This window comes from Ligilactobacillus ubinensis, from assembly GCF_024160875.1.
Classification (GTDB): Bacteria; Bacillota; Bacilli; order Lactobacillales; family Lactobacillaceae; genus Ligilactobacillus; species Ligilactobacillus ubinensis.
Window position 1 is genome coordinate 13,341 of record NZ_JAIULA010000011.1, and the last position, 14,631, is coordinate 27,971.

The 14,631-nt window shown below is 32.9% G+C and carries 13 protein-coding genes; 3 read left to right on the plus strand and 10 right to left on the minus strand.

Going from position 1 to position 14,631, the window contains the following annotated elements:
* Positions 1–2: 2 nt before the first annotated feature.
* Positions 3–1,571, plus strand: a complete 1,569-nt coding sequence (locus tag LB941_RS06710; RefSeq protein ID WP_253360547.1) for a sialate O-acetylesterase — start codon at positions 3–5, stop codon at positions 1,569–1,571.
* A gap of 39 nt (positions 1,572–1,610) precedes the next feature.
* Positions 1,611–2,195, plus strand: coding sequence for a polysaccharide deacetylase family protein (locus LB941_RS06715; RefSeq protein ID WP_275980007.1), 585 nt, complete (start codon positions 1,611–1,613; stop codon positions 2,193–2,195).
* A gap of 557 nt (positions 2,196–2,752) precedes the next feature.
* Here the strand turns inward: LB941_RS06715 and araA are convergent.
* Genes araA through LB941_RS06735 form a run of 4 tightly spaced genes read right to left on the minus strand, consistent with a single transcriptional unit; the run spans position 2,753 to position 7,937 of the window.
* Positions 2,753–4,177, minus strand: coding sequence for an L-arabinose isomerase (gene araA / locus LB941_RS06720; RefSeq protein WP_253360551.1), 1,425 nt, complete (start codon positions 4,175–4,177; stop codon positions 2,753–2,755).
* A gap of 32 nt (positions 4,178–4,209) precedes the next feature.
* The gene (locus LB941_RS06725; RefSeq protein ID WP_253360553.1) at positions 4,210–4,938 is read right to left on the minus strand and encodes an L-ribulose-5-phosphate 4-epimerase; all 729 of its coding nucleotides are present in this window, start codon (positions 4,936–4,938) and stop codon (positions 4,210–4,212) included.
* Positions 4,939–4,950: 12 nt separating this feature from the next.
* A complete protein-coding gene (locus LB941_RS06730; protein WP_253360554.1) occupies positions 4,951–6,543 on the minus strand; it encodes a xylulokinase in 1,593 nt (530 codons plus the stop codon).
* Positions 6,540–7,937 (minus strand): sugar porter family MFS transporter, encoded by a 1,398-nt coding sequence (locus tag LB941_RS06735; protein ID WP_253360555.1) that lies wholly within the window; start codon positions 7,935–7,937, stop codon positions 6,540–6,542. Before LB941_RS06735 ends, LB941_RS06730 begins: the two co-directional genes overlap by 4 nt.
* Before the next feature lie 344 nt (positions 7,938–8,281).
* On the opposite strand from LB941_RS06735, the gene LB941_RS06740 reads away from it, so the two are divergent.
* Positions 8,282–9,355: a GntR family transcriptional regulator gene (locus LB941_RS06740; RefSeq protein WP_253360556.1), complete on the plus strand. Its 1,074-nt coding sequence runs from the start codon at positions 8,282–8,284 to the stop codon at positions 9,353–9,355.
* A 79-nt stretch (positions 9,356–9,434) separates the two neighbouring features.
* Here LB941_RS06740 and LB941_RS06745 read toward each other — a convergent pair whose 3' ends face one another.
* From LB941_RS06745 to LB941_RS06770, 6 genes are all read right to left on the minus strand, one after another.
* Entirely contained in the window at positions 9,435–10,244 is an 810-nt protein-coding gene (locus LB941_RS06745; RefSeq protein ID WP_253360557.1) for a hypothetical protein, read from the minus strand.
* 389 nt (positions 10,245–10,633) lie between these two features.
* Positions 10,634–11,284 (minus strand): deoxyribose-phosphate aldolase, encoded by a 651-nt coding sequence (gene deoC, locus LB941_RS06750; protein WP_253360558.1) that lies wholly within the window; start codon positions 11,282–11,284, stop codon positions 10,634–10,636.
* 43 nt (positions 11,285–11,327) lie between these two features.
* Positions 11,328–11,951, minus strand: coding sequence for a zeta toxin family protein (locus LB941_RS06755; protein WP_253360559.1), 624 nt, complete (start codon positions 11,949–11,951; stop codon positions 11,328–11,330).
* Positions 11,952–12,041: 90 nt separating this feature from the next.
* A complete protein-coding gene (locus tag LB941_RS06760; protein ID WP_253360561.1) occupies positions 12,042–12,878 on the minus strand; it encodes a class II fructose-bisphosphate aldolase in 837 nt (278 codons plus the stop codon).
* 29 nt (positions 12,879–12,907) lie between these two features.
* Entirely contained in the window at positions 12,908–13,300 is a 393-nt protein-coding gene (locus LB941_RS06765; RefSeq protein WP_253360563.1) for a tetratricopeptide repeat protein, read from the minus strand.
* 47 nt (positions 13,301–13,347) lie between these two features.
* Complete coding sequence (locus tag LB941_RS06770) at positions 13,348–14,631, minus strand: PTS sugar transporter subunit IIC (RefSeq protein ID WP_253360564.1); 1,284 nt, start codon at positions 14,629–14,631, stop codon at positions 13,348–13,350.

The window sequence follows — 14,631 nt, forward strand, 5'->3', positions numbered from 1 at the left end:
TTATGAACAGTAACAAAGAAGTTAATAACAATTTAAAATTACCCCCAATTTTTCAGGATGGCATGATCCTACAAAAGGATACCCCCATTCACGTTTGGGGAAAGTATATCCCAAACACAAATATTCAAATAAGTATTGAAAATGATTCCGTAACTACTGTTACTGATACTGAGGGATCTTTCAAAGCTAATCTTTCGCAACATCCAGCAAATAATGGGATTGCTTTAATTTTTAAATCAAATAATATCATACTAAAATCAATAAATATAAAAATCGGCGAAGTGTGGTTGCTAGCTGGGCAATCAAATATGGATTTTAATTTACTATATGATAGTACCTATCAAAAAAATCCCAATCATGTTACTACTATTTTAACAACTGCTGGAGATATATCATTTTTCGAAGTTCCAAAAAAAATTAAATTAAATTCTAAAATTGATATGAAAAATCATCCGGGTGAATGGCATAAACTTAATAAAGATAATGCTAAATTTTTTTCAGCAATTGGCTATTATTTTGGTATAAAACTTTCAAATAAAATACCTAAATGTCCAATTGGATTAATTTGGATGACATATGGTGGAACAACCGCATCAGCCTGGATCTCAAAAGATGCATTAACAAGCGATTCAGTTTTAAATAAAACATATATTCAATCCTATGAGCATCTACTTACAACTAGACCAGTAGATGGATATGAAAACTTTCTAAAAACCGTAGCTAGGCAGAATAAAAACCCTGAAATAGAACCTTTTTGGTCTAAAGTACTAGCTGGAAAAATTGACCACGATACTTTACAAAAAGCATTTGACCAACACCATGAACTATTCGTAGATTATGTCTTAGGCCCTGAATCTGAAAATCGTCCACATGGACTATTTGATACAATGGTATCAACGATATATGGCTATCGAGTTAGAGCAATACTTTGGTATCAAGGTGAATCAGATGACCAACATGCTGAAGCTTACGATTATCTACTTTTAGCACTAATTAACAATTGGAGAACTCTTTGGGGTTATAAAATACCATTTTTGATTATGCAACTAGCACCTTTTGAACATTGGTTTGGAAGTTTTAAAGGAGAATTCTATCCAGAAATACGACAAAAGCAGGCAAATATCGCAGATACTGTTAGTGCTGTATACCTTACAAATATAATGGATGACGGTGCTAGATTCGATATTCACCCTAAAAATAAATCACTAGCTGCAGAAAGATTTTTCTTACTTGCTTCAGATAAAATCTATAACTATATTCAAAATGGTCAAACTTCAAAAATTATAAAACACACAGTTATTGAAAACAATATTTTGCTTATGTTTGATAACTGCACTCAATTGGAACTGAATCCGTTACTAACACGGAAAGTATTATTTGTTAAAGTGAATGGAACTACTACTATAATTGATAAAATATCATCGAAAATTAATATACTTACTATATCACTTCATTCAAACATTAAAGTATCTGATTCGATTTGTGTCTATTATCAACAACAGCCGTATAGTCATGCAAGTATATTTAACGAGAACAACATACCTATTCGCCCTTTCAAAATTTCATTGTAGAGGTAAAATTAATGATAAAATAAATAACACTAACTTTTGATGACGGCGCTTGGGAAGAAACTACCCCCTCACGTTCTTGATATTTTAGAAAAATATGCAGTCCCAGCAACTTTTATGATTTGGGGAGAACATGCTCTAAAATATCCCTCCATACTAAAACGTGAAGCTGAAAATTCAAAATTAGAATTTGGAAATCACACTTTAACTCATACACATTTACCTAGATTGCCATTAATTGATGCAATTAATAACATAAAGGAAAATGATTATGTTATTAAAAAAATAATAAATAAAACACCAAGATTTGTTAGACCACCTTTTGGTGAATTTACAACAGAAAATAAATTAAACGAACCTCGACCATTTATTATTTGGTCACTTGATACTAAAAGCTGGGATCATCATAGTAAATCTAAAGTACTAAAAAATATACAAAGAGCTAAGGACGGTGACATAATATTAATGCATGATTCTCAACAAGCTGATGTTGCTGCGCTAGAAGACGCAATTAATATTTTGCATAAAAATGACTTCAATATAGTTTCGCTTGATAATTTAATTAGCAGAAAAACTCTTAAAAATGCAGATATTATATATAGTAAAAATCATATCGTATTTAAATAAAAATTTGTATATAAATCTTAACGGACAAAAAAGTAAAGTAAGCAATAGTGTTTACTTCATTATACAATGTTGTAACTGATTTATATATTAAATTGACAAAACCCATCAAAAATATCGTTTTATATACTTATGTCATTAGTTTACAAATAGAAGCTAGCCTAAAAGAATCTACAATTCTACTGGCTAGCTTTTTTGATATAACTTATAGGAAAAAGTGTATTGCTTTCGCACAATTTATGAAATCGTTTCTAAAAGATATTCTAACCACAAGAGCTGTTATATCGTAATCTACACTATTTAAATATCTCCTTAGAGTACTCACTCATATAGCACCTTCTCTCTTACACTTAAAAGCTACCAATTTAATCATCTACAAAAGACCTATCTTCGATTGAATATCGAAAACAGGCCTTAAAAAGCTAAAACTTATTTAAATATCTAACTTTTTTGTTGTACTTCATAATCATAGAAAGAGCTTAGAATTTTTTCAGATTTATCATCTTTAAAATTATGCTATATTCCTACTTTTATTACACTAACTTTCTATGTTTTTTATTTTAGTCAATTATTTCGGATTTAATACCGTACATTTTAGCTAAATCAACTATCTGTTCTTTTGTTATTGCAAATGAAAATACAGTATGATGACCACCACCATTTTGAATCCACTTAGTTGATCCTTCTTTAAGTCCAACAAGCGGAGTCCATAATTGTTTAGCTACTGGTAAATGTGGTGTTTCTTTTTCTGGTTTATTGGCTTTAACTGGATACCCGATAAATTTCAATCCATCCCTAAAATCTGTCAATGTAACATCAAGTGCATCTCCAACAGAACCTGTAAATACTAATCGAGCTGGATCTTCTTTATCCCCAATATCAAGAGGATGCACTTCAACACGCGGCTTATCAGAAGCAATTGTTGGGTCTACTTCTAACATATGTGAACCTAAAATAGCTTCATGCCCTTTACGTAAATCAAGGGTATAGTCTTCCATAAATGCTGTTTTCTCATTATGTGCCATTACCTTCAAAACACGATCCAATGCGGCGGTCTTCCAATCACCTTCACCACCAAAACCATAACCTTCACGCATCAAAAGTTGAACTGCTAACCCAGGAAGTTGTTCCATTCCCCATAAATCTTCAAAATTAGTTGTAAATGCTGTATAATTCCCCTTATCCAAAAAGCGTTTAATTGCTATATATTGTTTTAATTGTTCACGAACTGAATGTTCATACTTATCAGCTGCATTGTCACCAACTACTAATTCATAGCGTTCCTTTAAATCTGCGTACTCTTTATCAACATCTTCTTTTGAAACATGCTTGATTTCATCTACCAAATCACCAATTCCATAATAATCAACTGTCCAGCCTAATGAAATCTGCGCCTCAATCTTATCACCTTCAGTTACAGCAACGTTACGCATATTGTCTCCAAAACGGGCTACTTTAACCTTAAAGGATTCAACATATGCCACCGCTACATCTTCCCAACGTGCAATCTCAGCTTGAACATCTGCATCATTCCAATAACCATAAATTACTTTGTTGTTTTTCTTCAAACGTGCATTAATATACCCATATTCACGATCACCGTGTGCACTTTGATTAAGATTCATATAATCAAAATCAATTGTTTCATATGGTATATGATTCAAGAATTGAGTTGCTAAATGCAACAATGGTTTTTGCAATAACTTAGTTCCCCGAATCCAATTCTTAGCCGGAGAAAATGTATGCATCCAAGTAATAACACCAGCTACATTATCCTGATAGTTTGCTTCTTTCATAAAACTGGTAATATCGTCGGCTGTTTTCATAACCCCTTTTAATATTACTTTGTATGGTAATCTACCACTGTCATTTAGTCCCGCAACAATTTTCTTAGCATCATTTTCTACATTGCGTAGCTGTTCTTCACCATATAAAAATTGACTACCTGTGACAAACCAAAATTCATAATCTTGTACTTTTAACATCTTAACTTCACTCCTTAATAAATTTTATCTGTTTATTTTCTAATCGCATGATTTTTTGATTCAGCATTATCCTGACCATAATAGGCTTTTGCTCCATGTTTGCGATAATAATGCTTGTCTAATAAATATTGTGGTACATTGATATTAGCGTGTGTCAACGTTAATGCATGATAATTTATTTGCGCAGCCACTTCGAGAACTTTTGCATTGTATACCGCTTTAGCTGGTGTAGCTCCCCAAGCAAAAGGACCGTGTTGTGAAACAAGAACTGCGGGAACGGCTTGTGGATCAATATTACGTTCTTTAAAAGTTCTAATAATTACTTTGCCAGTATTTCCTTCATAATCTGTTTCAATCTCTTCTTTTGTTAAAGGATCAGAAACCGGTATCTCTCCATAAAATGTGTCCGCATGTGTTGTACTTAAAGGACTGATATCCATGTTTGCCGCTGCAAATGAAACAGCCCATGGAGAATGCGTATGCACAATCCCACCTATTTCTGGAAACGCATTGTATAAAACAGTGTGTGTAGGCGTATCACTTGATGGATTCAATTGTCCTTCAACGACTTCTCCTTTTAAATTCACGACAACCATATCTTCAGGTGTTAATTTTTCATAATCAACACCTGACGGTTTTATAACAAATAGACCTTTTTTTCGATCAATTCCTGAAACATTCCCCCATGTAAAAGTTACTAAATCAAGTTTAGGGAGTTGCATATTAGCTTCGTAAACTTCTTTTTTTAATTCTTCTAACAATTTTTACTCCTCCTAATCTGGAATTACAGCTGCTGTTTCTTCAACCTTTAAGCCATTTTGATATCGCTCTATAAATTTACGGTATCCTGCTACTCCTACTGGCTCTGGACTTAGTGTCATACTCTCAGGATTAGAGAAAACTTGTGTATCCAAGAAATCGGCTAATGTTTGTTCTTTTTTCTTTAACAAGTAAATAGCAAGAACTGCCATCCCCCAAGGGCCACCTACACTTGCATTATTCATAATGGTTATTGGGATATTTAATGCATTGGCTAACACTTGTTGTCCAACAACAGGCGTTTTAAATAATCCGCCTTGCGCAATCATGACATCAGTGTGAATTTTTTCTTCTTTAACTAAAATATCCATTCCAATTTTTAAAGGCGCAAAGGCTGAATAAAGTTGTGCTGTCATAAAGTTTGCTAACGTAAACTTGCTGTTTGGAGTTCTAACAAATAAAGGACGTCCGGCTTGAATTTCAGTAATATTTTCACCTGATAAATAACTGTAGTTAATCAGTCCACCTGCATCGGAATCTGACTTAGTAGTATCTAAAAACAACGTTTCATATAGCTCATTTGATCCAATGTTGTTTCCTAATCGTGCTGCAAATTCCTTAAATAACTTAGCCCAAGCATTTATATCTGAAGAACAGTTATTTGTATGCACCATTGCTACTGTCTGACCATCAGGTGTTGTTACAACATCAATATCTTTATGCACTTTTTCCAGTGGTTTATCCAAAACAACCATTGCAAAAGCAGATGTTCCGACTGAGATATTACCCGTTTTTTCACGCACACTATTAGTGCTAATCATCCCAGTTCCCGCATCACCTTCTGGGGGCGCTAACAAACTTCCTGCTTGTAAATTACCACTCGTATCTAAGTTTCTTGCCCCTTTTTCGGTCAATTTACCAGCGACTTCACCCGCGCTATAAATTTTTGGCAAAATATCCGTTAGTTCCCAAGTATAATTTTTAACTTCTTTTAACTGCATAAATTTATTGATTAGATCTGTACGAAATTTCTTTCCATTTACAGGAAACATTCCAGATGCATCACCAATTCCCAACACCTTTTCACCTGTAAGCTGCCAGTGAACATACCCTGCAAGCGTGGTTAGATAAGTTATTTTTGAAACATGTTCCTCTTTATTTAGAATAGCCTGATACAAATGCGCAATACTCCATCTTTGTGGAACGTTAAATTCAAATAATGCCGTTAACTCTTCAGCCGCTTGCTTGGTTATATTATTACGCCAAGTACGAAATGGTGTTAAAAGCTTATCATCTTTGTCAAATGCCAAATAGCCATGCATCATTGCACTAACACCAATCGAACTAACTTTTTTTACCGTAACATGATAACGACTTTTAATATCTGCTGCTAGTTGAGAATAACTACTTTGAATTCCATCCCATACTTCATCTAAAGAATAAGTCCAGATACCGTTTTCAAATTTATTTTCCCAAACACAGCTTCCCGCAGCAATAACACTAAAATCTTCCGCAACTAAAACAATTTTAATTTGCGTTGATCCTAACTCAATACCTAATGCTGTTTTTCCTTCTTCTATAACTTTAGCTGTCTGACTTACATTCATATGTGTTGCTCCTTTACATGTAAGTTTTTCTTTGTTCCAGATGTTTCAATTTCCTCAAGGGTATGCCCTTTTGTTTCTGGGACACATATCCGTACAAAAGCTACCCCAAACAAACAAATAACTCCAAAGATTGAAAATACAGCTTCCTGTGACATTGATGCTGTCATAATTGGAAAAAGTAGACCTACTAAGAAAGACCCAATCCAATTAAAAGATGATGCTAACCCAGAAGCCCGTCCTCTAATTGCTAAGGGGAATATTTCTCCTACCAAAACCCATGTTAGAGGAGCCCATGTAAATGAATAGAAAGCTACATAAATACATAGAAAGACTACAATCATCATTGAATTTGTTTTAGGTGCCAAAGTATTAATAATCGCTGGTAGTATAAATGATAGTCCCATTATCATTCCGCCAAGTGTTAGAAGTGTTCTCCGATTGAATTTATCTGCAATCACTAAAAAGACTAAAGATCCAACAACCAAAATAATGCCTTGAATAATCGGCCACATTAATGATGAACTCGCTGCATGACCTGTAGCCTTTTCAACAATTAATGGAATGTAATAGAAAATTGCATTAGCTCCTTGGAACTGTTGAAAAGCAGCAACACCCACTCCAGCAATTACAAGATAGCGATATTTACCACTAAATAAGTCACCCCATGAAGATGTTTGATATGCCTTTTTCTCAACCGTTGCAGTTTTATTAATATCAGTTAATTCAGCATCAATTTGCTCTGCTGGTCTAATATAAGATAAAACTTTACGTGCCTCATCTAATTTATTATTTTTAACTAAAAATCGTGGTGACTCAGGAAGTTTTAGTACTCCCGCATATAAGATAACCGCTGGTACAGCGGCAAGCCCTAACATCAAACGCCAAGCTAGATTATCGGATAAGTCCTTTAATAAGAAATCAATTATATATGAAATCAACATTCCTGAAACAATCATTGTTTGATTTATTCCTGATAACCGTCCACGTAATTTTGCTGGTGCCATCTCTGACATATAAGCAGGGACAAGAGCAGAAGCTGCACCAACAGCTAATCCAAGAATAATACGTACAGAAATCAAATATATATATCCATTACCAGGTGAAATTGCCGATAACAATGAACCTAAAACAAAAATTAGTGATGACGCTAAAATCATTTTTCTCCGACCAAATTTATCAGAAAGTTGTCCAGCTAGTGCACCACCAAAAATAGCACCAAACATAACCGATGATGTAATCCATCCGACAATAGTAGCACTATCTTGTAAATGCCATACATTTTCTAAAAACGGAAGTGCTCCTGTCATTACACCAATATCATATCCAAATAATATTCCACCAAATGATCCGAAGAAATAAATAAATCCACTTGATATCTTTTTTTCTTGCGACATTAAGTTTCCTCCTCGATTAAAAATCGTTTAATAAAAGCGCTTTCTTTGAACGATTTCATATTAATACTTTCATTCGTACAATTCAACACCTTCAAAAATTCATTCGAATTAATTTTAAGATGATATCAAAAAAATATCCTTACATTTAAGGATACTCTGTTCCAAAAAAAAATAATTTGTTTTTTTTAACTTGCTTTTTATTTGATTAGTCCGATAATATCAGCATTAAAATCGTTGAATATTGTACTATTACGATTTAAAATGTGGTATTCTATATTTGTAATTTTTTATCATACAAATATATATTTATAAATATTAATTCTAATCAATTATTGAGGATAATCATGGAAAATAACTATTTACGAGTTAAAGAAACTTTAAAAAACAAGATTCTTTTTGGCTCATATCATATCAACGAAAAACTACCTACAGAAAACGAATTAATGCAATACTTTAGTGTTTCACGCTATACAATTCGAAAAACACTTGCTAATCTAGAAAGCGAACATCTAATTTATCGAATTCAAGGTGCTGGCATTTTCGTAGAAGATTGGAACAAAAAATGGAATGCACATGTTGATAGTAAAACTATCGGGATTATTTGCACACATATTGCAAGCTATATTTTTCCACAAATCATTTCACAAATAGATACTATTCTCAGTAAGGAGGGCTACTCTATTTTAATCAGTAGTACTCATAACAATACTGTTAGCGAACGTAACTGTCTTATTAATATGCTTGACTCTCATGTTGCTGGTTTAATAATAGAACCTAGCCAAAGTGCCTTACCCAATCCTAATTTAGATATTTATCGTACAATTAAACAAAATAATATACCTGCATTATTTCTAAATGCTGAATATCCTGAACTCACTTTTCCATCTATTACCAATGCAGATTCCGAAGCAGAAAAAGAGGTTGTCCAATATCTACTCGACTTAGGCCATGAAAAAATCCTAGGTATTTTCCAAACCAGTGATTTGCAAGGGGTTTACCGCATGCAAGGATTCATCGCTGCCTACCAAGAATATCGAGCAGATTCTTCTAAAAGTAATATTATTATGTATCGTTCAAGTGATGATATTAAAACAATTATTGAAAAAATGGAGTTATATCTTAAATCTACAAATAGACCAACTGCTATTGTCTGTTATCATGATAAAATTGCTATTAAAATCATGGACTATTTAAAAAATACTGGATATTCTATCCCTGGTGACATCTCTATTGTTGGTTTTGACAATTATGAATTATCAAAATATTTAACACCTACATTAACCACCTTAAATTACGATACTATTTCAATTGGCAAGGAAGCTGGGCACGGAATCTTACAACTTATTAATACAAAAAAATTCGATTCCATTATCCATAAACCCCAATTAATAAAAGGATCATCGACTGCAAGAATCTAATACTTAATAAAAACCACTTAATTATCAGTGATATTCCGCGACAATTAAGTGGTTTTTTCAGTTTCTTTGTTCTATTATTTTAATCTGTCGATGAATAGAATAGTTCTAAATCCGAATTTCCTTCTGCGGATGTTGTTAATCCTTTTTCAAAAACAGTGTACGCCGTTTCCATATTAAAAGTTTTACCATTATCATATGAAGTAGCAAAGGCTAAGCGATTTTTAGAAAAATCTGTCTCATCTTCAATGTTTAATCCTGTCTGCCAATTTTTTTCAATTTTCTTATTAGCAGGTGCCAACAAAACACTCAAATACATTAACTTAGACTGCTCACCATTCCCATCATAAGCATTATAGTGATAATTACCATGTACATTTATTACTAAGCTATCGTCAGGATGTAAAATAACCTTATCAAAATAATATATTTGTTGTTTCTCCGGACCATTATACGTTAGTGTGCCTTTTTCAACATCCAAATAATATGAATTATCCGAACTATCATAATTACCAGAATAGTTAGTATATCTAGAATAGTCATTAATAATTATAGATCCTTGACCTGTACTACTACTCTGATTGTTTACTTGATGATTTACCCTAGAACTAGAATTAGAATTTGCTATCGATGACTCTATAGAACTAGAACTCTGTTTTACATTGTTATTTAGCGCTGTCTTATCAGTATCAGTCTGATTAATATTATAAACAGTAACACAAATTAACAATATACAAAGAATCAAACCTACTTTAAGTATAAAATTACGCCGGCGAATTGCTTTAACACGAAAAAAATCTTCTTGCCAGGCCGGATCATTGCGCCGATCTTTAAAAAATTGATATGTATGTTGTGCCCGTGTTTTCTGACTGGAATATTTCTTTATTTTCATACAACCATACCCCCCAAAGTATAAATTATATTGTTTTATTTCATTATGCCTTTTAGCTACGAACTATTCATAAATCCTTAAAAACCAGCAACTTTTAAATATTTTCAAAAGTTTACCAATTAAAATTATAATTGATTATTAAATAAAAATGCAAATCATTAAAACCTTGCCAAAATTAAGGATAAACATTTTAAAGAAATAATTTTTTTAATTCTTGAATGATTAGATTGATTTCCACAAAAATATCGAATTAAAGCAATATTAAACGGTAAGTCCCCGATAATTATCGGAAGCTCACCGTTCAGAAAGTAGCTTAACTATATTTATCTAACTGTAAAGATCCACATCATAAGTTTGGAAAATAATCAGATTCTTTTATTATACTGCTATTAATTTCTACCAATTATTTGCATACTATTACTAACACCTAATCGTGAAGCACCAGCATTAATCATAGCAGTTGCATCACTAATTGTATGAATTCCACCAGATGCCTTAACTGCTAGTTGATTTCCAACAGTTTTCACTATTAACTTAACATCATAAATAGACGCACCACTGTCAGAAAAACCTGTTGATGTTTTTATAAAGTCTGCACCTGTGCTAACTACTAGTTTACTAACTTTAACCTTTTCATCATCATTAAGAAGAGATGTTTCAACAATTACTTTTAAAATCCTATTCCTTTCATGTGCAAATACTACTAATTTAATAATTTCGTTTTTAACCATGTAATAATTGCCTGACTTGAATTCACCAATATTCATAACAACATCAAGTTCATCAGCACCATCATTTATAGCTTGTTTTGTTTCTTGAAATTTAATATTAGTTGCATTAGCACCTAGGGGAAAGCCTATTACTGTTGCAGTATGCACATTTGTACCAATTAAAGCTTTATGCACTCGTGACACCCAGTATGGATTAACCATAACTGAAGCAAAATGATTCTCTTTTGCTTCACGAATTACTCTATCAATCTGTGTTGCTGTTGCTTCAGGCTTTAGTAAAGTGTGATCAATATACTTATTTAACTTCAAAAACTAACACCTCTTTCCTCTTGTTCCTTGATTACATATCTATCTAGTTTGCAGAAATACCCGCTATTTTTTCAATTGAGCGAATTAATTGCAAATAATTAATTTGCGAATAGTCACTCACATCAATACGCAATAATTTCCCTAAACTAAAATTCGAATATTTTCGTTCTTTCATTCGTTTTTTAAACACTTCCATAGTTGGCATTCCATCAAGCTCTACATCTGACGTAATCACATCATCTCGATGATAATGATTCATCAAATGACCTAAATGACGCTGCTCTTCTTGATCTCTATTACGTTGGCGTTGATACAAGATCTCAACAGGAGCTTCTAACCTTATTGTAATTACCTGGTAATTATTTTTATTAGCAATTTTTTCAAGATATGGTTTTTGTTTATAACTAAAAGGATAATCACCTAATATCTGTTTACCATAACCCATCATAAGGTCAATTGCTTGATAAAAACGTTGGCGTGCCTCTTCATCAAGGATACTTTTCTGACTTAAATTATCAAAACCTATTTCATCATAAATATGTTCTTTGAACATATCTAAAGGCGTGTACATCAAACTTGGAAATGCTTGTCTTATAATTTGTCCAGTATAGCTTTTCCCTGTACCAGGAGCTCCAGCTAATAAAATTAAAGTTTTTTTGGGTTCCATACTATCACCTATATCCCAACAACTAGTTGCTACGTAAAAAATTGAAAGAACAATTCAATGATCTTTCAATCCTACTATTAGTCACATTTACTATTTGTTCAAAAATAATCCTATCTTATGTTTAACCACTTCATATACTTCTTTATTACATGGCATTATATTATTTCTCAAAGAGTTATTAACTTCTGTTTCATTAAAATATTTTTTGGCTGTCCGAGTCCAAGCTACTAATAGCTCAGTTCCCACATTAAACTTCCGAATACCATTTTCAGTTAAACGATGATAATCATCTTCATTAACACCTGTACCTCCATGAATTACCAAAGGCGTAGATATTTTAGAATGCAGTTCTTCAATTAACTCCCAATTAAGTTTTGTTTTAGACTCAAACTGACCATGATGAGTGCCAACACCAACCGCAAGAGCATCAACAGGTACATTGTTTAAAAATTCTAACGCTTGCTTAGGATCAGTGTACACTCCTTCAGCGACAGTTATTCCTTCTTCAGTACCACCAATTGTTCCAATTTCACATTCAACTGAAACATTATTTTTATGCGCGTAGTCAGTAACACGCAATGACCGTTCCATATTTTCTCTAAACGGCAGCGCTGACCCATCAAACATAACTGAACTATATCCCACATCAATAGCTTCCTTAATATTGTCAAAAGATTTTGCATGATCTAGATGTAAATCAACATCTACAAGTAAATCTTCAGCCATCATCTTACATATAGCCACAAAATTTTTCATCCCAACATACTTAGCAGTAGATTCACTGGTTTGAATTATAATTGGCGCACCAGCATCTCTAGCTGCTCTTATCATATCAGGTACCATTTCAAGGTTATGAGCATTGAAAGCCCCCACTGTATAATCTAGCTTTTCTGCCTCATCCAACATACTTTTAAGATTCTTATACATAATAAATCTCCTCCTATTTATACCTGTTTTTAAAACATGTTTTTTCGTAAAACTCGCTTTGACATATCCAACAAATTATCAGTTTTTCTTATCCATTTCTGAATTTCTGTATCATCTTTAGTTAGAGCAGCAGCTTTACGCTTTTCCTCATATAAGTTTAGTAATGCGTTGTATGCTTTACCAAATTGTTCTTTAATCTTAATACTGGTTTCATAGGCTACAATTGCTTCATCTGTTTTATTAAGTTTTATATATACTGCACCAAGTTCTTCATATACTTTTATCTTTTCATCTTCATCATCAGTCATATCAAGCTTCTTTTGCAATTCTGATAGTTTAACTGTAAGAACATCAATTGTTTCTGGAGTTAATTTTTTGTTGTCAATACTTTCAACTTTTTTCTTTTTATTAAAACCAAACATGACATCTTCCTCCTAGCACTTCTATGAAAACAATAATTCTTGTAGATCTAAATTGCTTTTAAAATAGGTGCAAACACAAAAGCATACATCAATGCCGCAACGATTGTATCAGAATCAGTTGCACTTGCATTTACAAAACCAAGACTTTGCAAAGCAACAACCAATAATGCTGGTAGCAACGTAATAAACAATCCATGAAGTATACCGCCAATAATAGCTCCTCGACGTCCGCCTACAACATTACCAAAAATTCCAGCCGTACCACCTGCAAAAAAATTCGTTAACATACCTGGTAAAATAACTGCCAAACCTATTGCTGGCATTAAAAACATGCCGATAACTGTACCAATTGTAGTTGTAACAAATCCAAGAATAACCGCATTGGGTGAATAAGGAAATAGAACTGGGCAATCTAATGCAGGCTTTGCATTAGGTACGATCTTCATAGCAATCCCACGAAATGCAGGAACAATTTCACCCAACAAGAGACGAACACCAGCTAGTAATACATAAACACCCACAACAAATTGAATTGCTTGTAAAAACGCTTCAACCATGTAATTTGTAGTTCCAACACCCGCCCATTTAGGACCAGCAAATGCTCCAGTAACTAAATATAACGGAACCATGACAACTGCAACTGATAAATAGGTATCTTGCATAAATTCAAGTGCTTTAGGTAATTTAATATCTTCAACAGAATGTTTATTTTCACCACGCTCACCAAAAATCCAAGCAGCACCTGCTTCAAATAAATAACCTATTGTACAAAAATGTCCCAAAGCTATTGCATCATTTCCTGTAATTTTACGAACAAATGGCTGCGCTAATGCAGGCATTGCAACAGCAAATATACCACCGACAATACTTCCTAAAACAACGGTTACCATTGTATTAAAACCACATATTTTTCCTCCAATAACCGTCATTGTTGACATCCATAATAATGCTTGACCTGTTAAAAAAATATATTTCCAAGGAGAAAAGCGTGCAATAATAATATTAACGATAAAAATACCTAGAAAAGTAAAAGCTATCTCATTACCTAAACCTAATGTATTCATAGCTTGACCATTAATTGCTTCAATACTAGGAACAACTCCATTTAAATGAAATGCATGCTGGAAAATTTTACCAAAATAAGTCAAACTAGCAACGATAACAGCTGATCCTGCACTCAAGACTTCAAAGCCTAATAGCGTTTTAAAAGTTCCTGTAAGCACTGTACCAAATGATTTTTTTTGTAAAACCAAGCCTAACAATGCAATAAGTGCAATAATAACAGCCGATTGAGTCAAAATATTGTGGATAATAAAATTAATAACAACCAT